Annotated in this window: 22 protein-coding genes, 1 tRNA gene and 1 riboswitch; of the genes, 12 read left to right on the forward strand and 11 right to left on the reverse strand. The window is 55.5% G+C overall.

The genetic code is table 11. The annotated features are described in order from the left end of the window. Positions 1–115: 115 nt before the first annotated feature. Complete coding sequence (locus HPY71_07455) at positions 116–700, forward strand: UbiX family flavin prenyltransferase (GenBank protein ID NPV53344.1); 585 nt, start codon at positions 116–118, stop codon at positions 698–700. Positions 701–901: 201 nt separating this feature from the next. Here HPY71_07455 and HPY71_07460 read toward each other — a convergent pair whose 3' ends face one another. Continuing rightward, positions 902–2,641, reverse strand: a complete 1,740-nt coding sequence (locus HPY71_07460) for an FAD-dependent oxidoreductase (GenBank protein NPV53345.1) — start codon at positions 2,639–2,641, stop codon at positions 902–904. 366 nt (positions 2,642–3,007) lie between these two features. Between HPY71_07460 and HPY71_07465 the strand changes: the two genes are divergently transcribed. From HPY71_07465 to HPY71_07515, 11 genes are all read left to right on the forward strand, one after another. Continuing rightward, positions 3,008–3,697, forward strand: coding sequence for an FMN-binding protein (locus HPY71_07465; protein NPV53346.1), 690 nt, complete (start codon positions 3,008–3,010; stop codon positions 3,695–3,697). A gap of 248 nt (positions 3,698–3,945) precedes the next feature. Further along, positions 3,946–5,094: an FAD:protein FMN transferase gene (locus tag HPY71_07470; protein ID NPV53347.1), complete on the forward strand. Its 1,149-nt coding sequence runs from the start codon at positions 3,946–3,948 to the stop codon at positions 5,092–5,094. Continuing rightward, complete coding sequence (locus HPY71_07475; GenBank protein ID NPV53348.1) at positions 5,091–5,519, forward strand: NusG domain II-containing protein; 429 nt, start codon at positions 5,091–5,093, stop codon at positions 5,517–5,519. Before HPY71_07470 ends, HPY71_07475 begins: the two co-directional genes overlap by 4 nt. 38 nt (positions 5,520–5,557) lie before the next feature. Further along, complete coding sequence (locus tag HPY71_07480) at positions 5,558–6,163, forward strand: Gx transporter family protein (GenBank protein NPV53349.1); 606 nt, start codon at positions 5,558–5,560, stop codon at positions 6,161–6,163. A gap of 20 nt (positions 6,164–6,183) precedes the next feature. Next, positions 6,184–7,197 carry a polyprenyl synthetase family protein gene (locus HPY71_07485; GenBank protein NPV53350.1) on the forward strand — a complete coding sequence of 338 codons (1,014 nt, stop codon included), beginning with the start codon at positions 6,184–6,186 and terminating at the stop codon, positions 7,195–7,197. Positions 7,198–7,237: 40 nt separating this feature from the next. Then, the gene (locus tag HPY71_07490; protein ID NPV53351.1) at positions 7,238–8,695 is read left to right on the forward strand and encodes a menaquinone biosynthesis decarboxylase; all 1,458 of its coding nucleotides are present in this window, start codon (positions 7,238–7,240) and stop codon (positions 8,693–8,695) included. A gap of 31 nt (positions 8,696–8,726) precedes the next feature. Then, positions 8,727–9,584: a UbiA family prenyltransferase gene (locus tag HPY71_07495; protein NPV53352.1), complete on the forward strand. Its 858-nt coding sequence runs from the start codon at positions 8,727–8,729 to the stop codon at positions 9,582–9,584. A 38-nt stretch (positions 9,585–9,622) separates the two neighbouring features. Next, on the forward strand, positions 9,623–10,657 hold the full coding sequence (locus HPY71_07500) for an ABC transporter substrate-binding protein (protein NPV53353.1): 1,035 nt from the start codon (positions 9,623–9,625) through the stop codon (positions 10,655–10,657). A gap of 5 nt (positions 10,658–10,662) precedes the next feature. Further along, positions 10,663–11,430, forward strand: a complete 768-nt coding sequence (locus tag HPY71_07505) for an ABC transporter ATP-binding protein (protein ID NPV53354.1) — start codon at positions 10,663–10,665, stop codon at positions 11,428–11,430. Between the two features lie 172 nt (positions 11,431–11,602). After that, a complete protein-coding gene (locus HPY71_07510; protein ID NPV53355.1) occupies positions 11,603–12,385 on the forward strand; it encodes an ABC transporter permease in 783 nt (260 codons plus the stop codon). Between the two features lie 11 nt (positions 12,386–12,396). Further along, positions 12,397–13,284 (forward strand): tRNA 2-thiocytidine biosynthesis protein TtcA, encoded by an 888-nt coding sequence (locus tag HPY71_07515; protein ID NPV53356.1) that lies wholly within the window; start codon positions 12,397–12,399, stop codon positions 13,282–13,284. 89 nt (positions 13,285–13,373) lie between these two features. On the opposite strand, the gene lon is transcribed toward HPY71_07515, so the two are convergent. From lon to HPY71_07565, 10 genes are all read right to left on the reverse strand, one after another. Further along, on the reverse strand, positions 13,374–15,851 hold the full coding sequence (gene lon, locus HPY71_07520; GenBank protein NPV53357.1) for an endopeptidase La: 2,478 nt from the start codon (positions 15,849–15,851) through the stop codon (positions 13,374–13,376). A gap of 303 nt (positions 15,852–16,154) precedes the next feature. Next, entirely contained in the window at positions 16,155–17,834 is a 1,680-nt protein-coding gene (gene lonB, locus HPY71_07525; protein ID NPV53358.1) for an ATP-dependent protease LonB, read from the reverse strand. A 282-nt stretch (positions 17,835–18,116) separates the two neighbouring features. After that, a complete protein-coding gene (gene clpX, locus HPY71_07530; protein ID NPV53359.1) occupies positions 18,117–19,382 on the reverse strand; it encodes an ATP-dependent Clp protease ATP-binding subunit ClpX in 1,266 nt (421 codons plus the stop codon). A gap of 12 nt (positions 19,383–19,394) precedes the next feature. Beyond that, positions 19,395–19,982 carry an ATP-dependent Clp endopeptidase proteolytic subunit ClpP gene (gene clpP / locus HPY71_07535; protein NPV53360.1) on the reverse strand — a complete coding sequence of 196 codons (588 nt, stop codon included), beginning with the start codon at positions 19,980–19,982 and terminating at the stop codon, positions 19,395–19,397. A gap of 183 nt (positions 19,983–20,165) precedes the next feature. After that, positions 20,166–21,455, reverse strand: a complete 1,290-nt coding sequence (locus tag HPY71_07540) for a trigger factor (protein NPV53361.1) — start codon at positions 21,453–21,455, stop codon at positions 20,166–20,168. 480 nt (positions 21,456–21,935) lie between these two features. Next, positions 21,936–22,691, reverse strand: a complete 756-nt coding sequence (locus HPY71_07545) for a response regulator transcription factor (protein NPV53362.1) — start codon at positions 22,689–22,691, stop codon at positions 21,936–21,938. 246 nt (positions 22,692–22,937) lie between these two features. Beyond that, positions 22,938–23,654, reverse strand: coding sequence for a thiamine diphosphokinase (locus HPY71_07550; protein ID NPV53363.1), 717 nt, complete (start codon positions 23,652–23,654; stop codon positions 22,938–22,940). Beyond that, positions 23,611–24,210: an energy-coupled thiamine transporter ThiT gene (gene thiT / locus HPY71_07555; GenBank protein NPV53364.1), complete on the reverse strand. Its 600-nt coding sequence runs from the start codon at positions 24,208–24,210 to the stop codon at positions 23,611–23,613. The genes HPY71_07550 and thiT overlap by 44 nt, the downstream gene beginning before the upstream one ends. 265 nt (positions 24,211–24,475) lie before the next feature. Continuing rightward, positions 24,476–24,653: riboswitch (TPP riboswitch) on the reverse strand. A gap of 147 nt (positions 24,654–24,800) precedes the next feature. Beyond that, a tRNA-Arg gene (locus HPY71_07560) sits at positions 24,801–24,878 on the reverse strand. Positions 24,879–25,173: 295 nt separating this feature from the next. Then, a partial coding sequence (locus HPY71_07565) for an ISLre2 family transposase (GenBank protein NPV53365.1) occupies positions 25,174–26,246 on the reverse strand: 1,073 nt, incomplete at its 5' end.

The raw sequence follows: 26,246 nt of genomic DNA on the forward strand, positions 1-26,246 counted from the left end.
CCAGTGTCATTGAAATAAGCAATGGGGCCTCTCCTGTATAAATCACCGTCAAACCCCTAATATGTTAACCCTTGAACGATAGAGATGAACAGAAGCGCTAGAAAGGTGAGATGGCTTGAGAATCATTGTAGGCTTGAGCGGCGCGACCGGCGCAATTTACGGCATAACCCTCCTGAAGACCTTGAGGGATCTCGAGATCGAAACACACCTGGTGCTCACCCCGTGGGCCGAGGCCACCATAAAGGCGGAGACCGACTACTCCCCTGAGGAGGTAATGAGCCTTGGCACCCACACCCATGCCCATGACGACCTCGCCGCCCCGATTGCGAGCGGGACCTGCCCCACAGATGCCATGGTGATCGCCCCCTGCAGCATGAAGACCCTGGCGGCGATCGCAAGTGGCTATTCCGATAATCTCCTCACGCGGGCGGCCGACGTGATGATCAAGGAGCGCCGTCCCCTGGTGCTCGTAGCCCGGGAGACCCCCCTTTCCCCGATCCATCTCGAGAACATGCTCAAGCTCGCTCAGGCAGGCGCCGTCATCCTGCCCCCGGTCCCATCCTTCTACCAGCGGCCATCAACAGTAGAGGATATCGTCAAGGGGACGGTCGCGAAGATTCTCGACCAGCTCCGGATCAAGCATAACCTAGTGCCCCCATGGGGGCAGGAAACAAAAAAAGGAATTATGAGGAGATCGTAGGAGGAATATTCCTAAGGAGGGTATACTATATGGAATTTATGAAGAATTATTAAGTAAGGAATTATAATGGGCTCCCGGAGGAGCCCCAAAACTCGTCCCGCCCCACAAACGGAACATTATTCAAATCCAACGAGAGTATGGTGCATGGCACCTATGAAGGTATAGCGCCGATGAAAGGCCAGACACAAAGGCTGGACACCGCTAGACATCGGCGGCCTTCTTCGCCTCAGGCGCTGACCCTCTCCGGCACACCAGAGCCTGGAGGTAAGCCATTACGTAAGGCATTACATAGTAATCGAGCCCAAAAGCCCTGCCCGCCCCTCCCAGCATCGGTATCGAAGCTACAAGGAACCATATGTTTCCCGTGCCTGAAAGCATGAAATTGATATTCATGAATATGGAGCCGAGCCCCGCCAGAACCGTAAACAGGCCGAATATGAATGCGAGCCCGAGCACCAGCTCCCCAAGGGTGATCATCCTCTGGAAAAGCAATGCATGCGGAAATACCACATTCTCCATAAATGCCGCATACCAGGCTGGCGTGTTAGGTCCCATCGGCACCAGCGACGATCCTGAAACCAGCTTATCGCCGGATACCAGGAACCCGGCCTGCACCTTTTCAATCCCGGACGCCAGCCACTGGTAGCCAAGAAAGAGCCTGAGTATCACCAGCCAAAACATGCTAGCCTTCACGTTCAAATGCTTGTACAAACCCGATAAACCTCCCCTCTCATTGAGAAATTCCTCTTTCAGGTACCTTGATGTGAGCCACAGCTTCCCAACGCCAAAGAGATAATGCAGATTGACAAGATGCTTCATGGCCATGGCAGGAAAGCCCCAGAGCGGGACCCCGGCGATATCAGCCACAGCGTAATGGCTTCCGATCGATACCATGACCCCATGAAGCTTCGGTTTGAATTTCCCCTGCGGCTTGCCATGTATTGCAGATGCAATAGCCTCCGCTACGAAATCGGCACCCTGCAGCCCCGCCTCAACCAACGCAGGCAACTCGCCATCATCGTTGGCAAACAGGGCATTATCCCCTATCGCGTAGACATCCGGGCACCTCTCCGTCTGCATGCGCTCGTTTACCATGATGCGACCCCGGCGACCACATGGGAATCCCAAATCCCTCACATCCCCCCTGGTCTGGACACCGCCGGTCCATATCAGGGTGCGGGTTTTCAGGATTGTGCCGGATTTCAAGGCTATATGATCCTCACCAACTTCGGTTATAGGCGAATTCGTAAACACCATGATCCCCTTACGCTTCATGAACGCCATGGCTCTCTCCCTGAGGCTCGGCCTCAGGTTAGGAAGGATGGTTGGCAGCGCCTCGATCAAAATCACATGGACTTCGTGCGGGGATATCTCATGCTCGCGGCACAGATCGGGGACCCATTCAACCAGCTCACCGACCATCTCGACACCGGTAAACCCCCCGCCGCCCACCACGAAGGTGAGGATTTCCTGGCGCTTCACTGGATCAGACTCAGACCGGGCCTGCCTGAACATCTCACTCACCCGGCGCTTGATCCTGAGCGCGTCGTCAAGCGACCACAGCGTAAATGCATTTTCCTGCATACCGGGTATGCCGTAATACGCCGGCTCGCTCCCGCAGGCGAGGATCGCATAATCGTAGTGATATTCGGCGCTGGCGGACGAAAGAACGCGCTTCTCCGGGTCGATCTTGGTGATTTTGTCGTTCACTACCTTGACGCTCGTTCCTGAGAAAACGCGTTCAAGGGGTATCTCGACGGCTTCAGGCCTGATTCTATTGCCGGCTACCTCATGGAGGTCGGTCAAGAGTACGTGGTTCGGACCGTCATTTATAAGTATTATACTGGCATCCTTTCCTCCAACAAGCCTGTCAAGCTTCTGAGCAACGTGAACTCCCGCATAGCCACCTCCCACTATTACTATTTCCTTCTTAGGCTGCACATCCGGTTCCCTCCCCAATCAAAGAAACTGGTTCACAAAGAAATTGATCCACAAAAGACACTATACCACTTTGAATACATAATTGACAACACTATATTGCTCACCATTGCGTATTATGCAGGCCGTTAACCATCCCGGCGAGCTACAGGCGCGAAGCAAATAGGCAAATGAGCAGTACTAGATTCTGGCATAATCCCGGGATGCAATTTTGCCGGGACAAACCCCGGTCAAACCCTATTGCATTTATCGGGTTTATACTATAATATCTTTTTGGGTGGCCACCTAATTTCTACATAAACAACCCAAACTAAATCGCCAGGCTGCTAAATCAAGCAGGCAAGATTAAAAAAGGAGTTGACGTAGCAAGTGAAAACCAAAAGCCTTGCGCTGATTGCCTTGCTTTGCCTGACGGCGCTCATCGCCAGCGCCATACCTGCCCTGCCGGCGAGCCCTCGTTACCGCGATGGGTCGTTTGTTGGCGTCGTCAAGGATGCAAAACGCGGGGACACCGTCGTCGAAGTGGTCATTAAGGGCGGCAAGATAGCCGAGGTCGATGTCGTCATGCCCACTGAGGACGAGGTCAAGAAGGAAAACTATCCTCCAGCGCTTGAAGCGCTCAAGAGCATCCCAAAACAGATCGTTGCAAAGCAATCAACCGACGTCGATGTGGTAACAAAGGCGACAGGGAGCTCCAAAAAGTATATCGATGCGGTCAAGATGGCGCTCGCGAATGCAGAGCCCAGGACGGGCAAGCTCCCCGCGGGTGTAAAATGGCATGATGGCACCTACGCCGGCCTCGTCAGGGATCCCAAACATGGCGACTGCGTGGTCGAGGTTGTGATCAAGGGCGGGAAGATGACGGAAGTCAACGTGATCGCGCCAACGGCCGAATACATGAAGAATTATAACTATGAACCTGGCAAGGAGGCCTACAGGGAAATCCCGAAGAGGATCCTGACTGCCCAATCCCCCGATGTCGACGTCTATACCAAGGCGACGGGGAGCAGCAAGAAGTATATGGATGCCGTCCGGCATGCGCTCGAGCAGGCCGAATAGGATAGGGAGGAGTGACAGGGCCAAGTCCACACCACAGCAGTCCACAGCGTGGGACATATAGCGTGGGAAGGAGAGGAGATTTGCGGGAAGTCCCAGCCTCACACGAGGCGCCTGGGACTTCTCCGTGCTTATTCTAGTCCGCGTGGGTAATTCACGCGGCTGAATCCTGGACTGAATCCCGTTCTAATCCAAGTCGGATTTGATCGGATTTGGTCGTATTCTATTCTGGATTCGGAGGTCAGGCCGATTTGAAGGAAGGATTTGCCCGATTGAAGACGAAGGATAACGGGAGGAAGAGGCTTCATCTCAATACATCCGGCTTCTATGTAGTGGCCGCCTTATTCATCATCCTAGCTCTTGCAGTCTCCATCCGCCTGGGCCTTTGCCCGGGACTTGCCACGGGCTTTAGCCCGGCCCCGGCCGAGAACGGCGATGGAGATGGACCGGTAAGTGGGACCAGATTCATGATGGGAACTGTCGTTACGATGAAGGCCTACGGTCCCGGGGCAGCAGGGGCGGTGGAGCAGGGTTTCGCACGCGTCAGAGAAATCGAGAATAAGATAAGCGTCAATATACAGGCCAGCGAGGTATCAAAGGTGAACAGCGAGGCCGGCCTGCGCCCGGTGCGCGTTGGCAGGGACGCTTTCGATATAGCGCGGAGCGCTCTGGAATATGCTGCCCTGACATCAGGTAAATTCGACCCCGCTATCGGTCCCATTGTCAAACTCTGGGGGATCGGTACAGATCATGCCAGGGTCCCGGACCCAGATGTGCTTGCGGCGAAGCTCTCCCTTGTAGATTACAGAGATGTGATCCTGGATGGTAATCGACACTCAATCATGCTTAAACGAAAAGGGATGGCCCTCGATTTTGGGGGCATCGCCAAGGGGTATGCCGCCGACGAGGTCGTCCGCATCTTCAAGGAAAGGGGCGTAAAAAGCGCCTATGTGGACCTGGGCGGCAATGTATTCGTCGTCGGGTCGCGTCCCGATGGCAGGCCGTGGCGGATTGCCATCCAGGACCCCAGGAAGGAGCGGGGCTTCTATGTCGGAATCATCGAGGCCAAGGACAAGAGCATAGTCACATCCGGCGATTACGAGCGTTACTTCGAGGCGAATGGCAAGCGGTATCATCATATCTTCGACCCGGCCACGGGCCGGCCGGCGGATTCGGGCATCATGAGCGCCACCATCATATCAGACCGCTCAATCGACGGCGATGCGCTGTCTACGAGCGTATTCATCCTGGGGCCCGAAAAGGGCCTCGAGCTCGTCAACAGATTGCCGGGGATCGAGGCCGTTATAATCACGACGGACCGGAAGGTTCTTATCTCCAGGGGCCTCGCCGAAAGCGGTGCTTTCACTATAACGAGCAAGGAGTACAGGCTTACACGATGAAAAAGGGAGACGCGCTCCTCCTAATTGCCATATCGGTCACTGTGGCCCTGACCCTTGCCCTGGGTCACATCCTCACCCCCAGGATGGGGGGAAGTGCCGCGTCCAGGCTGGCCGTTACGATCAAGGTCGATGGCAGGATGTACCGGACCATGCCCCTGGAGCCCGTGGGACATAAGACCTTCAAAATCAGGACGAAGCGCGGTGGATACGCGCTCCTGGAGATGCGGGATGGAAAGATTCGCATAGCTGAGTCCAACTGCCCCGAACAGGTTTGCGTAAGGACAGGATGGATATCGAGGCCGGGGCAATCAATAATTTGCGTTCCCAACCGTGTTATGGTATATATAAATGATATGGATGAATCCGACCACGGCCAGGCGGGCCAGGGCAGCAGCGAGGATGGCGTGGACGTCATAGTCTACTAAATTGTAGATGATATTCATATAGGTCTGGAGGCTCTAAAATGTCCGGGACATCGAGGCTTGTGCGATGCGGCCTCCTGGTCGCATTCAGCCTGGTTCTATATGTTATCGAGGGACTCATACCCGTCCCCTTCATCGTCCCCGGCGCCAAGCTGGGGCTGGCCAATATCATCACCGTAGTGGCGATCGCTCTGCTGGGGCCAAGGGACGCCTTTATCATTGTTACGGTGCGTACCTTTCTCGCATCCCTTCTAACCGGCAACCTGACCAGCTTCTGGTTCAGCCTTTCAGGGGCTATCCTGAGCACCTCTGTCATGTCTCTGGCCTATACCCGTTTCGGGGAGGCATTCAGCATTGCCGGGATAAGCATCCTCGGAGGAATCTTCCATAATATCGGCCAGCTCTTCGTCGCAAGCCTTGTCGTTGGCACATATGGAATCTATTCCTATTTGCCGCTCCTGCTGGTTGCCGGCACCTGCACAGGCTACTTTGTCGGCCTCGCGGCCAGCTTCATCATCCGAACGATGCAGGTCAACCCGTTGTTCCGCCTTCATATGCAGGAGAGCTACCAGGCCGGCGGCCGGGGAGAAAACAGCGCCGCCCGCAACGCCGCCCACCAGGCCACGGCAGGGCAGGTCGCGAAGTGACTCAAACCAGGAAACCAGGGATGAAAAGGGATGAAATGATGCAAGGCAGGGAAAGGCTTGAAAGGTTCGCTCTCATCCAGGCTGAGATCGATAGGGTCGAGCGCATCCTGCAGGACCTCACCAGCGTCTCTCCCCGGCCGCTCTGGGCGGCCGTGCAGGATATGATCGAAGCCGGAGGCAAACGACTGAGGCCAGCCATGGTCATCACCTGCAGTTATTTTGGCCCCCGGAGGGACCAGCGACAGGATCAAGTCACGCAGGCGGCCGCAGCAATTGAGATAATTCACCTCGCCACGCTCATCCACGACGATATAATTGACAACTCCCCCTTGCGGCGCGGGGTTCCTGCGCTACATGAGCGCTTCGGTAAAGAGGTTGCCGTGTTTGCCGGGGACTACCTCCTGAGCCAGGCCCTCTCGATGCTCGTGACGGGCATGCCGCCGGGGCTTCTTGGCACGATCTCGGATTCCCTCAAAACGCTCTGCCTGGGCGAGATCAGACAATTCACGCACCGCTATGACCTCGAGGTCTCCCCTGACGAGCACCTGGATATAATCCAGCAAAAGACGGCATCCCTCTTCTCGCTGGCATGCTTCACCGGCGCCTCGATCTCCGAAGCGCCACCCACCATCGTCAGATCGCTCCAGACCTACGGGATGCACCTCGGGATGCTGTTCCAGATTGTAGATGATATCCTGGATCTCTATGGTTCTGAGGCTGAGACGGGCAAGCCACCGGGCAGGGACTTGGAGGATGGGATTTACACGCTCCCCATTATCTATACCCTGACCACCAGGGAATTCCGGGCGAGGCTGAAGCCTTATCTCCGGGGCGGAGCTGGGGCCCCGGTTTCAGATCGCGATATCGCCGGGATCGCCGCAATTGTCAGGGAGGCGGGGGGCCTCGACCACGCCAGGGCCGTCGCAGGGCACATGGCGGCGCTCGCTCGTGAAGCCCTTTCAAGCCTGCCGGATGTGCCACATAGATGCCTGCTGGCCGATTTTATAGATTTTGCTCAAAATAGGGGATACTGATTGATGGGGATTGATAGGGATTGATAGGGGATATATAAGGATGAACTACCGCGACCTTGGAGAATTTATCGCCTGTCTTGATTCAAAAGGTATGTTGAAACGGATAAAGGCCCCGGTCGACCCGGTGCTCGAGATAACGGAGATAACCGACAGGGTGTGCAAACAGGGCGGGCCCGCCCTCCTCTTCGAAAACGTCAAGGGGTCGAACTACCCGGTGCTGATAAATGCCTTCGGCTCTCACGAGCGGGTAAAGCTCGCCCTGGGCGTTGCAAGCTTGGACGCCATCGGCGAAGAAATCACCAGGCTTCTCGATATCCCGAGGATGGACGGTTTCCTGGGCAAGCTGAAGGCCCTCCCTGCGCTCAAGAGGATCGCCGACTTCTTCCCCAGGACGGTCAAATCTGCCCCGTGCCAGGAGGTCGTAGAGGACGAGCCTGACCTCGACAGCCTCCCGGTCCTGAAATGCTGGCCGGGGGATGGGGGCCGCTTCATTACCCTGCCGCTTGTTTTCACGAAAGACCCTGAAACCGGTCGCCAGAACGTCGGGATGTACAGGATGCAGGTCTACGATAAGCGCACTACCGGGATGCACTGGCATATTCACAAGGACGGGGCCCGGCACTTCGAGATATACAAATCCCAGGGCAGTAGGATGGAGGTTGCCGTGGCCATAGGGTGCGACCCGGCGACGATCTATGCCGCAACCGCCCCCCTCCCCTACGGCATCGATGAGATCCTGTTCAGCGGCTTTCTCAGGCAGGCGCCTGTGGAAATGGTCAGGTGTAAGACTGTAGATTTAGAGGTCCCGGCCCACTCGGAATTCATCCTGGAAGGATATGTCGACCCGTCTGAGATGCGGCTGGAAGGGCCGTTTGGCGACCATACAGGCTATTATTCCGAGCCCGGCCTCTACCCCGTTTTCCATGTCACCGCCATCACGAGGAAGCGCTCCCCGGTCTACAATGCCACTATAGTGGGAAGGCCTCCGATGGAGGACTGCTTCCTCGCAAAGGCGACCGAGAGGATATTCCTCCCGCTGATCAGGCTACAGCTCCCCGAGATAGTGGACATGAACCTCCCAATCGAAGGGGTTTTCCATAACTGCGCCATATTATCCATCAGGAAGAGCTATCCCGGCCAGGCCAAAAAGGTCATGCATGCCCTGTGGGGATTGGGCCAGATGATGTATACCAAGCTCATAATCGTCGTGGACCATGATGTAGATGTCCATGACCTGTCATGTGTGATGTGGAAGGTCTTCAATAACATCGATGCCAGGCGGGACGTTGTCATCGTCGACGGCCCCCTGGATATCCTGGATCACGCCTCCCCGCAGCCGAGGTATGGCTCGAAGATGGGGATAGATGCCACGAGGAAATGGCCGGAAGAGGGACATCCCAGGGAATGGCCGGGTGAGATACATATGGCGCCCGAGATCAAAAAGCTGGTTGATGAGAGATGGAGCGAATATGGAATCAATCAGGAGCAACACGAATAGCACGCCGGGCAACGAACCCAATAGGGGGGCCATGGGCGGGAGAATCAAGACTTATGCCGATCTTGTAATGTTCGGCCATTCCCTCTTTGGACTCCCCTTCGCCTACCTCGGGGCCCTCCTGGCTGCGCGGGGAATGCCGGCCTGGCGGGATATCCTGTGGATCACCCTGGCGATGCTTGGAGCGAGAAACGGGGCCAATGCCATTAATCGCCTGGTGGACCACGAGATCGACGCGCGAAATCCGCGGACCGCAAACAGGCACCTACCGCGCGGGGTCGTTTCGCGGCGCGAGGTGTTGGTGCTCTCGACCATGGCTTTCATCCTCTTCATAGTAAGCGCGTGGCAACTCAATGCCCTTTGCGTGAAGCTCCTCCCCGTTGCCCTCGCCGTCATAATCTCGTATTCATATACCAAGAGGTTCACGTGGGCCTCCCACTTCGTCCTCGGATTCGCTGTGGCCATGGCCCCTATGGGTGGTTGGATAGCGGTGCGCGGCGCCATCGAGCCTGCCACGATACTCCTGGGGCTGGCTGCGGGGGCGTGGGTGGCGGGCTTTGATATAATCTACGCGCTCCAGGATATCGACTTCGACAGGAAGGAGGGGCTGCACTCCGTGCCAGCGAGATTCGGCGCAAGTACGGCCCTGACGATATCGACCCTCCTCCACGTCCTTACCTTCATAACCCTCCTGGGGCTAGCCTTTGAACAACACCTGGGCCCGGTATACATCGCCGGGGTAGTCATCTCAGGGGCTCTCCTCTGGTATGAGCACCGCCTTGTCTCCGCGGCGGACCTGAATAGGATTGATGTTGCCTCCTACACCATAAACCAGATAATAGCCCCGGTGTTGTTCATGGCTGCTGTTATCGATCGCCTCATAAAGCTATAGAATATATCATGACAGATTAAGACGGGAGGCATCAGGATATGAGAATAAGACTGAGAGCGAGATTGGAAATGGGAATGAGGATAATATTGTATAGAGGTTTGCTGTTCCCTATTGCCCTGGCCCTGCTCGTATTGCTAATGGCAGCCGGGGCGCCGTTAGAAGCCTCCACCAAATCTCCCCAGTCTCCCGGTGCCAGCAACGCTTTGCGTATAGGAATACTTCCCGACGTGGATTCCTTCCCGTTTATCGTGGCGCAGGAGCTCGGGTTCTTCGAGGATACCGGCGTAAATGTAAAACTGATCCCATTTCAGAACCCGATAGAGAGGGATAGCGCCCTCCAGGCAAAGGCCATCGATGGCGAGGTCGCGGACACCCTCGCAGCGGTGTTTGCGCGCGTGAATGGCCTCGACGTCAAGATTACTTCTATAACAAACGGCCGCTATGCTATACTCACGTCACCCAAATCCGGCATCAAGTCCCTCCAGGACCTGAAGAACGTCCCGGTCGGCCTTTCCACAAATACCATCATAGAATATATAACCGACCAGCTCCTGACCGGCGCGGGGCTTCCGGCCAGCTCGATCGGGAAGATAGCCATACCCAAGATCCCGATCAGGCTTCAAATGCTGGAATCCGGCAAGATCAAGGCCGCGTGCCTGCCCGAGCCCCTGGCAACGGTGGCAAGGCTCAGGGGCGCCTCCCTCATCGCGGACAGCGATTCTATGGGCCTGGCCCCCGGCGTAATGATCTTTACGACCAGCGCGATAAGGGGAAAGGCTGAAGAGCTCCGCAAGCTCTACGAAGCCTATGATAAGGCAGTCATGAAAATAAACGAGGAACCGGGCTCGGTGAGGCATCTCCTTGTCGAGAAGGCTGGCTTTCCTGCGATTGTGAAGGATGCCCTCGTTTTCCCACATTACCACAGGCCGTCCGTCCCGGCACGGGGTGATGTGGAAAGGGTTGTCAACTGGATGGTCCAGAAGAATTTGATAGAGGAGAACCAGGCCCCCGCCTACCAGGATCTCGTGACAGACAGCCTTATCAGGAACATCGGGACCGGGGATTTTAAGTAGGCTGTATGATAACTGTAAGGGAATTAAGCTTCACATACCAGCAGGCGAATTCAAGATCAGGAATTGAGGCCCTCGCCGGCATATCAGTTGATATGCCCGGGAATTCCACAACCGCAATCCTCGGGCCGTCGGGCTGCGGCAAGACCACTCTGCTCTACATCCTAGCGGGCCTCCTCAAGCCGTCAAGCGGCGAGGTTCTCATCAAGGGCCAGCCTCCCCGGGCAGGACGGCCGGGGACCGCGCTTGTCCCGCAGGATTACGGTCTTCTCCCGTGGAAGACGGTGCGGGATAACGTGTCTCTCGGGCTCAAGCTGAGGAGGGTCCCCGCGCCCTTGGCGCTGCAAAGGGTGGAATACATCCTCGAACAGCTGGGCGTGGCGGAGACCATCAACCGCTACCCCGCCCAGCTGAGTGGCGGCCAAGCCCAGCGGGTGGCAGTAGCCCGCGCGCTGGTGCTCAACCCCGATGTCCTTCTCCTGGATGAACCATTCTCGTCGCTTGACGCGCTCACACGCGAGAAGCTCCAGGAGGTGCTCCTTGATGTATGGGCCAGGCTCAGGGTCTCCACCGTGCTCGTAACGCACTCCATAGAGGAGGCCGTCTTCCTCGGCCACAAGATCATAGTCCTATCGGGGCAACCAGGGCGGTTGGTGGCCGAGGTCGAAAACACGTGTTTCGGGCGACCGGACGCCCGCGACCTGCCAGAGTTCCACAATACATGCGCGGAGCTCAGGGGGCTTCTCGGCCGGCGTCACCGGCTCAACCCGGCTTAACCAGGCTCAGCCCGGCTCAACCAGGTCTGGTATGACCGGGGTCTTGCATGATCCGATCCGGCCCGAGTCGGATATATACGAGTCGGATATATATCAGGTAGGATAGGAACCGGAAGCAATGCCTATAAACTATGGTACAAACAGGTATAAAATAGGCAGGGAGCAATACAGGATGAACGTGCTGAAATGGCACAAAAAAGGCGCTGGAAATCTACCTGCGAAGAGCGCGGGATCAGCAATCGCGGTAATCCTGGGGACCATAGCTATATGGCAGGGTATATCCGCAGCCGCACGCATCCCGGCTCTCCCTGGACCATATGAGATCGCCCTGGCCTCCGGGCGCGTAGCCCCGGCCCTGGGCCTACACATGCTCGTAAGTATGTGGCGCGTCGTCGCCGGTTCGCTTATCGCCCTCTCGCTCGGCGTACCCCTCGGGTGCTTCGTCGGCCGGAACCGGACCATCGATACAGTCATCGCGCCCGTTATATACCTCGCCTACCCCGTGCCCAAGATAGCCTTTCTCCCTGTAATCCTGTTATTCCTCGGCCTGGGCGACACATCCAAGATATTCATAATAGTCCTCCTCGTATTTTTTCAGATTTTCGTCTCAACCAGGGACGCCGCCCGAAACCTCCCCCCGAGCCTCGTCTATTCCGTGAAAGCCCTCGGGGCAACGCCGCGGGATATATACAGGCATGCCATAATACCTGCGATCCTCCCCGAAATCTTCACTGCCACACGTATCGGCCTCGGCACGGGCCTGGCAACCCTTTTCTTTACCGAAACCTTTGCCACCTTCCATGGCCTCGGGTATTTCATTATGGATGCCTGGTCCAGGGCCGCATATGATGAAATGTTCGCCGGCATCATGGCGCTGAGCATCCTTGGATTCGTGCTGTTTGCCGCGCTCGATATCATCGAAAGGAGGACCTGCCGCTGGAAACACCTGAATTAATCGCCACAGGCATGGACGACCGGGGTGGGAGGAAGGGGCGCTCTCCCGGGAGGTTCCTCCCGCGGTCATACGCAAGAAAATTATGGCGCGCCATATGCGAGTTTGAGTTGATCGCGCCGAGCGACCGGATACTGGTAGGCTTCTCTGGCGGGAAGGATAGCTCATTCTTGGTGTATGCGCTCGCCGCAATACGAGAATACTCGCCAGCCCCATTTGAGGTCGGGGCGCTCATGGTGGACCTCGGTTTTACCGGCTTTACCGGGCTCAGGCCCGGGCAGCCCGGGCCTGCCAGATCTGACGGACCTAACGGGCCTGATGGACCTGTAACTGAGCGCCTGCGGGATTTCTGCGAGGCCCTCGGCGTGCCGTTTTACCTCAAGCAAACGGAGATAGCTGCAATGGTCCTGGCGCCCGCCGCCGGGCAAAACCCATGCGCAGTCTGCTCTCATCACAGGCGTGGCGCCATGAACAACTTCGCCCTCGAACACGGATATAACAAGATCGCGCTTGCTCACCACCACGATGACGCGATCGAGACCCTGCTGATGAGCATCCTTTATTCCGGCCAGATCAAAACCTTTCTACCCAGGACATACCTGGACCGCACAGGGCTCACTGTCATACGCCCCCTCGTCTACTTCAGAGAGCACGAGATCAGGTCCGCAACCCGCTTTACAGGTTTCGAGCCAGTCCCAAGCCCCTGTCCCATGAACGGCAGGAGCAAGCGCGCCGAGGTCAAGGAGCTCATACGCGATCTCACCAGGAAGGACCGCACCATCTACAGCAAACTCTCGGCGGCCCTACGAAGTGATGCCGTCATCGAGTTGTGGCCCCCGGTCCCATCCAAGGAGGAGCTCGACCGGAAACACCGTGAATTCTTCAGGAATAAAAAGGAATAAAAGAGCCAGGGCAGCGCGGCAGGATGATTGATCCGCTAACCGGATGTCCCCGGCCCGGAGGGATTCTTCCTGGTGGAATTCCTCCTTGCTCAGGCGATGTAGGGGATCTGATCCCCTCCAACGTGACCCTCGCCCGGTATCAAGGGGATGCCATCCATGTTCCCCTCTCCCGGCGCCTCCTCGGAGGCATCATCGGGCGGCCCTGCGGCGGAGGCCACCTCCTCCGGCAGCAGGGCCACATTAAGCACCTGGTCCATATGATCGACAAGGATGAATTCAAGCTTATCCTTGACATTTTGAGGAACCTCTTCAAGTTCCTTCTTGTTCTCCGACGGCAGGATGACTGTCCGGATGCCTGCCCTGTGCGCTGCGAGCACCTTTTCCCTTATACCGCCTACCGGGAGCACCCGCCCGCGCAGCGTGATCTCGCCAGTCATTGCCACATCGCCCTTGACAGCACGCCCTGTTAACGCCGACGCCAGAGCAGTGGCCATTGAGATGCCCGCAGAGGGCCCATCCTTTGGAATAGCCCCTTCCGGCACGTGGATGTGCACGTCCGAGTCCTGGTAGAAGGTTTCACTTATCCTGAGGTCGCTCGCACGGGAGCGGATATAGGTGAAGCCCGCCTGTGCCGATTCCCTCATGACCTCTCCCAGTTTCCCCGTGAGGGTGAGCTTCCCTGTGCCCTTCATAACGGAAACCTCGATGGCGAGGATATCCCCGCCGGCCTCTGTCACGGCCAGGCCCGTTGCGACCCCGACCCTATCCTCCATCTCGGCTACCCCATACCTGTACTGGGGAATCCCGAGGTATTTCTCAACCTGGTCCTCATCAATCGATATGGGGCCATCGCAGCCGCCGACAACCTCCCGCGCGACCTTCCGGCAGATGGCGGATAGCTCCCGCTCCAGGTTCCGGACCCCAGCCTCGCGCGTGTACTCCCGGATGATCTTGCGGATCGCGCCCTCGCTGATGGTCACGCCCCGGTCTTCAAGCCCATGCTCCTTCAGCTGCTTTGGGAAGAGGAACTTATCCGCGATCTGGACCTTCTCCTCCTCCGTATAGCCCGGGATAGATATGACCTCCATCCGGTCGAGAAGCGCACGCGGTATAGCATGCATGATATTCGCCGTGGTTATGAACATGACATCCGACAGGTCGAACGACGCTTCTATATAATGATCGCCAAAGGCGCAGTTTTGCTCGGGGTCCAAGACCTCGAGCAACGCCGCTGCGGGGTCCCCCCTGAAATCCGAGCTCATTTTATCGATCTCATCCAGCAGCAGCACAGGGTTTTTGGATCCCGCCTGTCGCATAGCCTGTATAACCTTGCCAGGCAGGGCGCCCACATACGTCCTCCTGTGCCCCCTTATCTCCGCCTCATCCCTCACGCCGCCCAGGGAAAACCGGACAAACTTCCTCCCGAGGGCGCGAGCTATGGATTTCCCGAGCGAGGTTTTGCCCACTCCCGGTGGCCCGACGAGGCACAAGATCGGCCCCTTCATCTTGTTGGACAGCTGGCGAACCGCCAGGAACTCGAGAATCCTCTCCTTCACCTTTTCGAGGCCGTAATGGTCCTCGTCGAGTATCCTGGCCGCGGCATCAACATCCAGCCTGTCCTTGGTCTTTTGAGTCCAGGGCAGCGCCAGGAGCCAGTCGAGGTATGTGCGAACCACAACAGCCTCCGCCGCCATCGGGGGCATCTTCTCGAGCCTCTCAACCTCACGCGTGGCGCGCTCGACAACATCCTTGGGCAACTTCGCCGCCGCTATCTTCTCCCTGTATTCATCAACCTCGGCCATGCGCTCGTCCTTTTCGCCGAGCTCCCTCTGGATGGCCTTTATCTGCTCCCTGAGATAATACTCCTTCTGGGTCTTCTCCATCTGCTTCCTGACCCGGACGTGTATCTTCCTCTCGATCTCAAGGATCTCCATTTCCCTGCTCAATATCTGGCAGAGCGCCTCCAGCCTGACCTTCGGTGACCCGGCCTCCAGTATCCCCTGCTTATCCTCCACCCGCAGGGGCAGGTGAGACACGATGTCATCAGCCAGGCGACCCGCATCGTCGATGTTTGCAACAGAGATCAAGATCTCCGGGGGTATCTTCTTGCTCAGCTTTACATACTGTTCAAACTCGCTGACGGTGCTCCTCATTAAAGCCTCGATTTCAGGCGTCTTCTCCTCGTGCTCTTCGAGCCTGGTAACCCGAACCTTGTAACAGGGTTCAGATTGGACATACTCTTCGATCCTGGCCCTTACAATCCCTTCCACTAAAATCCGTATAGTCCCGTCCGGGAGCTTAGCAAGTTGTTTGATCTCTGAGATTGTGCCGACCCTGTAAATCTCGTTTGGCGTGGGCTCGTTTATCCTGGCCTGCTTCTGCGCAGTCAACAGGATGAGCCGGTCATTCATCATTGCCTCCTCAAGCGCGCTAACGGACTTATCCCTCCCGACCTCAAGGGGTATTGTCATGTATGGAAAAACCAGAACACCGCGCAAGGGAAGCAACGGTAAGGTATCCTGGGCCTGAGCCTTAAACCCTGCCTCTCCCACATTCTCCGTAGCCATCCCTCTCCCACACCTCCTGACTAATGGGCCCACAGAGCTGATTATCAAGTAGCATAAAACATCTGGTAGTTCAGGTGACCCCTCGAGGGCGGATAGAGGATCCTGTTGTGTACCCCAGATAACCTATGCGACTAGTTCTCTACAATGAAATTATAGCCTTTTTGGTGGAAGCAGGCAAGATTGATATAAAAAAACCCCGTTTAGCTGCCTAAATAAACTTCAGGCAAAAACGGGATAATCTTGCAATAACGCGGTTATGAATGGAAGAGCCCCCGCCGCTTATGTGCTCGTCCGCCTATGTGTCTATGTGCTTAGGGTCGTAAGAGCTCCCACCGCGGTCATACGCCGGGCTGCCCCTCCGCTGTTCATCAGGGCCGCCCTCACTGCCTCCTCTATGCGCTCGGCACCCAATATCTCGACCCCATCAATGGCCTTGAAGATGTCCTGCCAGTTATCCCTGGGTATGATAACCCTCTTGGCCCCCGCCCTTATCGCAGCCTCGATCTTTGGAACAATGCCGCCCACCGGCTTAACATACCCCCGGATTGATATCTCACCTGTCATGGCCACCTTATTATTCACGGGCTCGTTCGTTATAGCCGAGTAGATTGCTGTTATAAGGGCGATGCCGGCCGACGGCCCATCAATAGGGACTCCGCCGGGGAAATTGATGTGCAGGTCATAATCCACAGGGTTAACATCGAGGTACTTGCGCAGGACTGTAAGAACATTCTCGACCGACCCCTTTGCCATGCTCTTGCGGCGCACAACCTTCCCCGCATCGCCCATTTCCTCCTCCTCTATGACTCCCGTGGTTATGACGTGCCCTGTGCCCCTCGCCACCGGTATCGCCGTAACCTCTATCTCAACTATGGTCCCCATATTCGGCCCGTAAATAGCGAGGCCGTTCGCATACCCAACCTGGGGCTCGTCTGGCACCCGTTTTTCGGGCCGGGGCACATACTGGCCGCTATTCACCACCCACTCAACGTCCTGGGTGGTGATAGTAGAACGCCTCTCGGTCAACGCTATCCCGCCCGCAATCTGGATCATGTTCACAGCATCGCGCCCATTCGTGGCGTATTTCTTGATGACCTCCAAGGCCCCATCCTCAAGCTCAAATCTGGCCTTTCTGGCCGCATTGGCCGCTATTACCCCCACCTCCTCAGGAGTGAGGGCCCTGAAGAATATCTCTATGCAACGCGACCTTATGGCGGCTGGTATCTCGTGAGGCATCCTGGTGGTGGCGCCAACGAGCCGGAAGTCGGCCGGGAGCCCGTTCTGGAATATATCGTGAATATGCTGGGGAATGTTAGAGTCCTCTGAGCTGTAATAGGCGCTCTCGAAGAATACCTTCCTGTCCTCCAGCACCTTGAGCAGCTTATTCATCTGGACCGGGTGGAGCTCCCCTATCTCATCGAGAAACAGGATTCCCCCGTGCGCCTTGGTGACCGCCCCGGGCTTGGGCTGGGGTATGCCGGCTATGCCCAGGGGACCGGCTCCCTGGTATATTGGGTCGTGAACAGAGCCGATGAGCGGGTCGGCTATCCCCCTATCGTCAAACCTGGCCGTTGTCGCGTCCATTTCGATGAACTTCGCGAATTCGCGGAAAGGGGAGAGGGGATTCCGCTTCGCCTCCTCGAGAACGACGCGCGCAGCCGCGGTTTTGCCGACACCCGGCGGCCCGTAGATTATAACATGCTGGGGGTTGGGGCCACAGAGCGCTGCCCTCAGCGCCTTGAGCCCCTCCTCCTGGCCTATGATCTCCTTGAGGCTGGCCGGACGGGTCTTCTCGGAGAGAGGCTCAGAGAGTGAGATGCCCCGTAGTTTCTGGAGCTTCTCCATCTCCTTACGGGATTCCCTATCCACAGCAACCTTGTTCGTTTGCTGCGTCCTCAGCAGGTTCCAGAAGTAGAGACCAATCACAACGGCGAAAAAGAGATTTATCAACCCAATTACATTTGTTGTCGTGTTCAAGCTCATCCACCCTCCTCATCGCCGCGAGAGGCTCTTGAATGTCTACAAGCATCCAAGCCCTTGATTTCTTAGATACCCATATCTGTAGTATCTCCACGCCCTTCTCACTTATCCCCGCCAATCGGCATATGCACACCAACCGGCATACCCTTAATTCGTGCCAGTTTACCAGCACGTCCTATTGGTTACCGGATAAAAGAAGAAGAGAGATTCGTTTAAATCTCTCTTCTTCTTCGTCGTCTTCGTCGTCCGCCACGTTTGATCAGTCACTCGGGCTACCAGGCTACCCTAGGCCGTTTCCTCTTTCTTGCGCGAACCCTTCTTCTCAGCCAGGACCAGTGTAGGGTCCCCGAGACCCTCAACAACCTCGCGTGTTACAAGGCACTTCTTCACGTCGTTTCGAGACGGGATCTCGAACATCACATTGAGCATCAGCTTCTCGATTATCGACCTGAGTCCCCGCGCCCCGGTGTTGCGCGCAATAGCCTTATCCGCTATGGCGCTCAGCGAGTCCTGGGTAAATTCGAGCTCAACGCCGTCGAGTTCAAATATCCGCTTATACTGCTTCACAAGGGCATTCCTGGGCTCGGTGAGAATCCGGATCAGGGCCTCCCGGTCCAAGGCGTCCAAAGGAACCACTATGGGCAGGCGCCCTATGAATTCCGGGATCAACCCGAACTTGAGCAAGTCCTCCGGCATAACCTGCCGCAAAAGCTCGCCGACATTTGGATCGACCTTGGGTCTAAGCTCGGCACCGAAACCAATAGCCTTCTTCCCAACCCTGTTCTGAATGATCTTTTCCAGCCCGTCAAACGCCCCACCGCATATAAATAGGATATTCGTCGTATCTATCTGGATGAATTCCTGGTGCGGGTGCTTGCGCCCGCCCTGCGGCGGCACGCTCGCGACCGTCCCCTCGAGAATCTTGAGGAGCGCCTGTTGCACACCCTCGCCCGAGACATCGCGAGTGATCGATGGATTCTCGGACTTCCGGGCGATCTTGTCGACCTCGTCTATATAGACTATTCCCTTTTCGGCCTTCTCTATATCATAGTCAGCGGCCTGGATCAATTTCAAAAGAATATTCTCGACATCCTCCCCAACGTAACCCGCCTCCGTCAACGATGTGGCATCGGCGATCGCAAATGGAACATTTAGAATCTTAGCGAGCGTCTGAGCCAGCAGGGTCTTTCCGCTTCCTGTAGGACCAAGAAGCAGGATATTGCTCTTCTGGAGCTCGACATCATCCACCCTGAGGTTGGAATTTATGCGTTTATAGTGATTATAAACCGCAACCGACAGGGTCTTCTTGGCTTCCTCCTGGCCTATGACGTACTGGTCAAGAATCTCCTTGATCTCCTTAGGCTTGGGGATATTGCCCAATTCGACGTCGACTTCCTCGCCTAGCTCCTCTTCAATGATCTCATTGCAGAGCTCGATGCACTCATCACAGATGTAGACACCAGGGCCTGCAATGAGCTTCTTCACCTGTTCCTGCAGCTTGCCGCAAAAGGAGCATTTCAGCTGACCCTTTTCATCGCCGAATTTGAACATCTTATCACCCCTTTACTTTTTTTTACCCGTGAAGATCTCGTCCACGATCCCGTACGCCTTGGCCTCCTCCGCCGACATAAAGAAGTCCCGCTCCGTATCCACAGCGATTTTCTCCATCGGCTGACCTGTATGCTTCGCAAGGATGTTCTGACTGATCTCCTTTAACCTCAGTATTTCCTTTGCATGGATCTCGATATCTGTCGCCTGCCCCTGCGCCCCACCAAGCGGCTGGTGGATAACCACCCTCGAAAAAGGCAGGGCATAACGCTTTCCCTTTGCCCCGGCGGCCAGCAGCAATGCAGCCATGCTCGCCGCCATCCCTATGCACGTGGTCGCCACATCCGGCTTTATATATTGCATTGTATCATAGATGGCAAGCCCTGCGTATATGGCGCCACCCGGGCTATTAATATAAAGGTTGATATCCTTATCAGGATCCTCCCCCTGCAGAAATAGCAGCTGAGCTATAACCAGGTTTGCCACCTCGTCATTTATAGGACCGCCGATAAAGACTATCCTGTCCTTCAGGAGCCTCGAGTAAATATCATAAGCCCGTTCACCCCGGTTGGTCTGCTCGACGACAATCGGAACAAGGTTCATAGTATACCCCCTCCCACTCTGCTCCGGGATATAATCGCTCACGGGTTACGCCCACCCCTTTGCTATTGCATCTAGAATGCGGAAGCAACGCGTTCTCCCTAGATTATTCTCCAAAAACTGCTGAAACCTGCCTCTTGGTATCTATTGGCATCCAATGGTGCACTACAATGGCTAAACCGGAAGCTAAGCGCTACATTCCTTGACAAGGAAGTCGATAGTCTTATCTATCATAATCGTACCCCTGAAGCGTTCCCCTCCCGAACCCAGGGTGAAAGCCTTTCGCACCGACTCCTTATCACGCCCCGTCTTCTGGGAAATCTCCTCCAGTCTGTCATCGACATCCTCATCGGTCACCTGGATGTTTTCCGCCTTAGCTATCGCATGCAACACGAGATTCCTCTTGACCGTGTTTTGTGCTTCCTCCCTGAACTGCTCACGGAAGCTCTTGATATCCTGCCCCACGGCCTCCAGGTAATTCTCCAGGGACATACCCTGCTGCGAGAGATCGTATTTATACTCCGCAACCATCGAATCTATTTGCTGATTTACAAGGGTCTCAGGTAGATCTACCTCGGCATCCTTAACGATGCGGTCGATAATCTCATTCCGAAGCTTCATCTCGGCAAGCCTCTCCTTGGACTTCGCCAAGGAGGATGCAACGCTCTTCCGAAACTCCTCCACCGTCTCCACGCCGCCTACCTTTTTTGCAAATTCATCGTCCACCTCCGGGAGCTCCTTGCGCTTGAGAGCCTGGAGTATCACTTTGAATCTCGCTTTCTTTCCCGCCACCTCTTTATCAGGAAAGTCCTCCGGATATGCGGCCTCGACCTCCCGCTCTTCACCGACTTTAAGCCCGACAAGCTGGTCCTCGAAACCGGGGATCAACCTCCCGCCCCCGATTTCAACGGTGTACTCGCGCGCGCTCATGTCCTTCCCCTGGAGGCCCTCAACGGAACCGTCGAAGTCTATAACAGCGAAATCGCCGCGTTCCGCCACATCCCGTCCTTCGATGTCAACCAGCCTGGCATTTGCCTCTCTTATGGCCTTAACCTGGTTATCGATATCCTCATCAGTAACAGGCTCAACCTTCTTCTCGACCTTTATCTCCTTATAATTCCCAAGCTTTACCTCGGGCCTGACCTCTACCTTTGCCTTGAACTTGAGGGGTTTGCCCTCCTCCATCTGGACGACCTCTATCGATGGCTGATCGATGGGTTCCACCTGGGACTCCTTAACCGCATCTGCGTAGGCCTCTGGCAGCAGGGTATCTAACGCGTCTTCATACAGGGCGGCCTTGCCGACCTTGAGCTCGAAGATCTTTCTTGGCACCTTACCCTTGCGAAAACCGGGCACAGCCACCTTCTGGACCAGTTTGCGGTAACTCCTCTCGAGAGCTCGATCTACCGCCTCCTCCTCCAGCTCGACATCAAGGCTGATGACGTTTTTCTCTAGTCTCTCCACGCTTACCTTCACTTATGCCCACCTCATCTAGCTTTATCACCAGCAGCCGCACGTGTTACGCAAGCTAAAATATCCAGCCTCAAGTCCCTGGCCGATAAATCGACCTGCCGTGCCTCTCTGCTAAGTTTTGCCGATCTGTTGTACTACTATTCTACGCAGTATCGAAGCTTTCCTTCGTAATTTCGCTTTAATTTACCGCAAATCCACGGCCCTTTGCGAGAGTAAGTATATCGCAAAGCCACTTGAAATGCAATATCAAGATGATCAAGATATACCGGCACGCCAGAAGCGGTACAAGAAAACATGGCACTCGCTCACTAGCCACTAGCCCACTAGCACGAGCACCATGTAGAGAAAGGATAGGAGGATGAGGAGGAAATCTATGTGAATTTAAAGCTAATAAAACTGAGGCTATGAGATCAAATCAAACCTGGTCAAACCCGGAATTAAACCTAATGGTAACGCTACGCTATAGGGGCACTAACGTGAACCTTATGAACTCTCCTTCATGCGATAACCTACGCCACGAACCGTCAGGATATACCTGGGATTCGCGGGGTCATCGCCCAGATGCTGGCGGAGCCTGGCTACATGCACATCAACAGTTCGCGTATCGCCAGCATAGTCATAACCCCAGACCTTTTCAAGGAGGAGCTCCCGGCTCAGAACGATGCCCTGATTCGCCATGAGCATCTTTAGAAGCTCATATTCACGGCGCGTCAGGTCAACCTTCTGCCCGTGCGCCCAAACCTGGTGTCTCTGGAGGTCTATCCTGATATCATCGACACAGAGCTCGCTCGACACGAAACCAGCTATCTTCTCATTCCAGTCACGCTGACCCGCCGATCTCCTCAGGACAGCCTTGACGCGGGCGGTCAGCTCACGCGGGCTGAAAGGCTTTGTTATGTAATCATCGGCGCCGAATTCGAGACCGAGGACCTTATCCACCACATCGGTCTTGGCCGTGAGCATTATTATCGGCATCGACATGGCCGCGTCGGCACGAATCTTCCGGCAGAGGTCGAGGCCATTGATCCCCGGTAGCATCAAGTCCAGGAGGATTAGATCGGGCTTCTCGAGCGATGCCTTCTCGAGCGCCGACACACCCTCATAAGCCACCGCCGTGCGGAATCCCTCTTTCTTGAGGGTAAACTCAACCAGTTCAGCGATGGATTCCTCATCATCGACTATCAAGATCTTCTCGTTCAAGACAGACACCTCGCAGGTGGGACCCGCGTCCTGCTGCATGAGCCGAAACTTAAGGGTTACAACCCGATCTGCATGATCTGCATCTTCCGTTATCCCCTCAACCGCTTTTCAGGTCCAAGTATAATAGCCGGGTGTTGCATGCGGTTTTCAAAAAGGTTAACGTCTTGTAAAACAGGTGGCCATTTTCACTTTCCGCCCTGTTAATGATGTTGTCTGGGGAGAAAGCTCATTACCTATCGGCGGGGATTTGTTATGGATCTCCGGCATCCTCAAGGGAACTGCACATCATCGCAAATGATAGGCAATCGCGAGCATCAGGCCCGACGCAGCCCTTATAGTAGCAGACTGTGAACAGAACACATTGCTTATACCAAGCGAGCTCCCGAATGAAAGCACAGCATCGCGGAGGGAGTAAGCGAGCCCGTTTGTGGTCACGCCTTTTACTAAAGGGGTTATCGGGATAAGGGATAACAGGTCACCCGGGTTCCCCTGAAAGGTGAGCGTATCCGGTTCGCCATGATCAGGGGCGATAACCCGGATTTCGCTATGTTCATCTATAATGGCCCCATCAACTCGCCGCATGGCAAGTGACGTAAGAAGAGCGATATTGGCCAGGGTGTGATCGATCCTACCCCCGAGGGCGCCGAGGAGTATAATCCTGTTAATCCCCAGGTCGAGCGCGTAATCCACCGCAAGCTCGGTATCTGTCTTGTCCTTTTCCCTGGGGTATGTAAGGATCATAACCCCCTTCTTCCGCCAGGATTCAAGAACCTCCGGCTTTGTGGAATCGAAATCCCCTATCATTACATGAGGGATCAGGTCAAGCCTTCCTACAACCCCGCTTCCCCCATCCGCGCAGATTATGAAATCGCCCGGGGCCAGAAGGCCCCGGTAGAATCCGTAGAATCCATCATAATCCCCGGCCCCATAGGTCCCATTTGCGAAAATGACAGCACGGCTAAATTCCCGGTTGAACCCGGCCACCTGCGCCCTTTCTCCCACCGAAAAGCCTCCCTGAACGCATCAATGCCTCTATAACTATGGCTGATATGATCAACTCCGGGATGATATAGCTGGCATTGTATACCGCAGAATAGACTACCGGACTCTGCCCCTCTGGGGCATATGAGGCAAAGAATATTACTCCAGACAGAAAATGTATAAGGAAACGAGCTATGCTTCCCAGCGCGGTGCCCACCAGCGGGCGCTTCCTGAAGAAGCCCGCCAGACCAATGGCGGCGAAGGGCAGCGGGTAATCCATTATCAACTGCACAGGATGAATGATGTATGGTTCGACAAGAAGCTTCCCAAACCCCAAGAGCGCGCCGCCTATTACCCCTGCCTTCGGCCCTCTCCTCAGGGCCAGGTAAAGGGTGGGAACCATTTCTAACGATACCGAACCGCCCTGCGGCATCTTGAGGACTTTCACAAACTGAAGAACCAGTGCCAGAGCCACCGCGACTCCGATTTCCGCTATATCACCGGCCCGAATGGCCCCATCACCGGCTCCGGTCGCTCTTTTTGCTCCCGTTGTAGGTTCATCTTCCTTCCCGCCCATCTTTCCTATTCTCTCTGTCATACTCCCCGTCTCCTTTCAACACTCTAATCCTTTCGACTCGACATTCCGGCACCGAGATGCACAGGTGCCTCATTGAACCCTGGTCATCAAACACTGGCGTGTCTGGTTCTGAAAGGAGATAACGTAGGGGGGTACGCACGGGCGATCCTGGCCTGGTATACATAGCTTGGTATGCATAGCTTCCCAGGAAACCGGGCAGGCAACAAAAACCGCCTACCAGAATGAGCAGGCGGAAGGATCCCGAAACCAAATTCTCCCGCTTCCCTACGCTGGTATTACCCAGTGCCGATTGCCCTTCAAGCCCTGCAAATCGGCTAAAGTCAGGTTCTAAGGGTTGGCGTGACTATACTCATCTCATACTCATCTCGAGATGGTGAGATAGTGCCGCCATCTCAGCCTCGTGAGCACCCCTAGCGGTTATCTCCAAAAAAGGCAAGGACCAAGAAAAAAGATCAGCTCTCTATGGCAAATTAAACACCAGACTTCGTTTTTTCACCAAAAGTTCCACCATGTCCCTAATTTTTGGGAGATGTGACTGACTGCCAAAGCCCTCAAACCCTTGAAAACACTGGCGCGCCCGGAGGGATTCGAACCCCCGACAAGCAGATCCGAAGTCTGCGGCTCTATCCGGGCTGAGCTACGGGCGCGCGGAATCTGGACATTTTCATTATACCTTCTCAAGCCACAATGTCAATAGGGTAGGGAGCCAGGGTATGTGTCAAGAACAAAGGGGCAGTCTTCCCTCTGATTTGAAGTTCACTTTTTAATTGTGAGCCCGGTCACACGATACAACGGACGCAGATTCGATGACCCTTTCGCGGGTAACCTCAACCGGGCGAGCTATACAAGGTAGCACACCTGTGGCCTTAGCATACCGCAATCCTGCACGGTTTCCACCGGATTGATTCCTAGCAACAGAGCGTCCCCCCGCTGCTCTCTGTGTTAAATCAAAGCCCCCTTCCCACTCAAAAGCTCCCGAATCGCTCTCACCCATGGTCTATTTGCATGCGGCCCATATAAAGCCGGAATAGCCTTATGCAGCCATCCCGCAGGATCTTCCAATACCCTCTCTTTAACCCGGGCTACTACCTTGGCATCAGCCCTCACTTGCCAGGTGATCCTCTTTGACGCATACGCATGCAGCTCTCCGTTGGCATCCAGCGCCCTTAGCCTCGCCATAGCATCCGCTCCGGCAAGTGTCCACCTCATGCCGCGTTTCTTCATGCGGTTTGCAATCACCTTGTCCACATAGGGCTCAATCGCTCCCATGCCTCGAAGTACCATACCTGATGGTGGCTGCTCTTCCCTAAGCCGGTAGTCGATTAGCTCCCCTTCGTGTTCCTTACAAAAGTTGAAAACTGCCCTTCTCTTCACCCGATTCTCACGAGTCTTCCCATCACCAATTGACGCTTCCATAGTGTCCATGAAAGCCCGTACATCACCCCGGCCAAGAAGACCTATCAGGCTAGATGCCTCTTCCGGTCCAAACGTCGTTCTTATGCTCCGATAAAGGTGGAACCTGTCAATCTGCTTTTGTATACCGTCGAAATAGTCCCTGGCACCATCTACCCATCCAGCACCGTCGCTGCTTAAAACCGTATACGTGCTATGATTGAGATCATACTTCCTGGATAGTCTCGCAGCCGTCGTCTCCCAAAACGCATCAGAACCAGGAAATACCCCGCAGTTTACCATGGGGTTCACAAGTGTATATTCTTTGCTTCCAGGACTGCGCTTCTCCCAGCCCTCGTAGGAAAGCCCGATCTTAACCTCACCGAGCTTCTGCTCCTCCCTCTGGAGGTGTACCATCGTTCCATCAGCCTCAAGGAATAAACATGCCACTTCCTTCCTCTCCCCAGGAAGCTCTTGTGCATATTCAAATACAGCCCGCCGTTGCTCCTCTTGTTCGCGAGATGCCATCTCCCCAAGCTTTCTCGTGAGATTGTGCACGGTGGTATGGCTCGGTGTAGGAAGCCCTGCCTCCTGCCGCCTCTCAACCACCTGGCGAAATGGTT

It is taken from the genome of Bacillota bacterium (assembly GCA_013178125.1).
Lineage (GTDB): Bacteria > Bacillota > SHA-98 > Ch115 > JABLXJ01 > JABLXL01.

Excerpts from the sequence above, each read along its gene's own strand:
- HPY71_07475 (NPV53348.1), top strand. The coding sequence starts at position 5,091 with ATGAAAAAGGGAGACGCGCTCCTCCTAATTGCCATATCGGTCACTGTG.
- HPY71_07480 (NPV53349.1), top strand. The coding sequence starts at position 5,558 with ATGTCCGGGACATCGAGGCTTGTGCGATGCGGCCTCCTGGTCGCATTC.
- HPY71_07485 (NPV53350.1), top strand. The coding sequence starts at position 6,184 with ATGAAAAGGGATGAAATGATGCAAGGCAGGGAAAGGCTTGAAAGGTTC.
- HPY71_07490 (NPV53351.1), top strand. The coding sequence starts at position 7,238 with ATGAACTACCGCGACCTTGGAGAATTTATCGCCTGTCTTGATTCAAAA.
- HPY71_07495 (NPV53352.1), top strand. The coding sequence starts at position 8,727 with ATGGGCGGGAGAATCAAGACTTATGCCGATCTTGTAATGTTCGGCCAT.
- HPY71_07500 (NPV53353.1), top strand. The coding sequence starts at position 9,623 with ATGAGAATAAGACTGAGAGCGAGATTGGAAATGGGAATGAGGATAATA.
- HPY71_07505 (NPV53354.1), top strand. The coding sequence starts at position 10,663 with ATGATAACTGTAAGGGAATTAAGCTTCACATACCAGCAGGCGAATTCA.
- HPY71_07510 (NPV53355.1), top strand. The coding sequence starts at position 11,603 with ATGAACGTGCTGAAATGGCACAAAAAAGGCGCTGGAAATCTACCTGCG.
- HPY71_07515 (NPV53356.1), top strand. The coding sequence starts at position 12,397 with ATGGACGACCGGGGTGGGAGGAAGGGGCGCTCTCCCGGGAGGTTCCTC.
- lon (NPV53357.1), bottom strand. The coding sequence starts at position 15,851 with ATGGCTACGGAGAATGTGGGAGAGGCAGGGTTTAAGGCTCAGGCCCAG.
- lonB (NPV53358.1), bottom strand. The coding sequence starts at position 17,834 with ATGAGCTTGAACACGACAACAAATGTAATTGGGTTGATAAATCTCTTT.
- clpX (NPV53359.1), bottom strand. The coding sequence starts at position 19,382 with ATGTTCAAATTCGGCGATGAAAAGGGTCAGCTGAAATGCTCCTTTTGC.
- clpP (NPV53360.1), bottom strand. The coding sequence starts at position 19,982 with ATGAACCTTGTTCCGATTGTCGTCGAGCAGACCAACCGGGGTGAACGG.
- HPY71_07545 (NPV53362.1), bottom strand. The coding sequence starts at position 22,691 with ATGCAGCAGGACGCGGGTCCCACCTGCGAGGTGTCTGTCTTGAACGAG.
- thiT (NPV53364.1), bottom strand. The coding sequence starts at position 24,210 with ATGGGCGGGAAGGAAGATGAACCTACAACGGGAGCAAAAAGAGCGACC.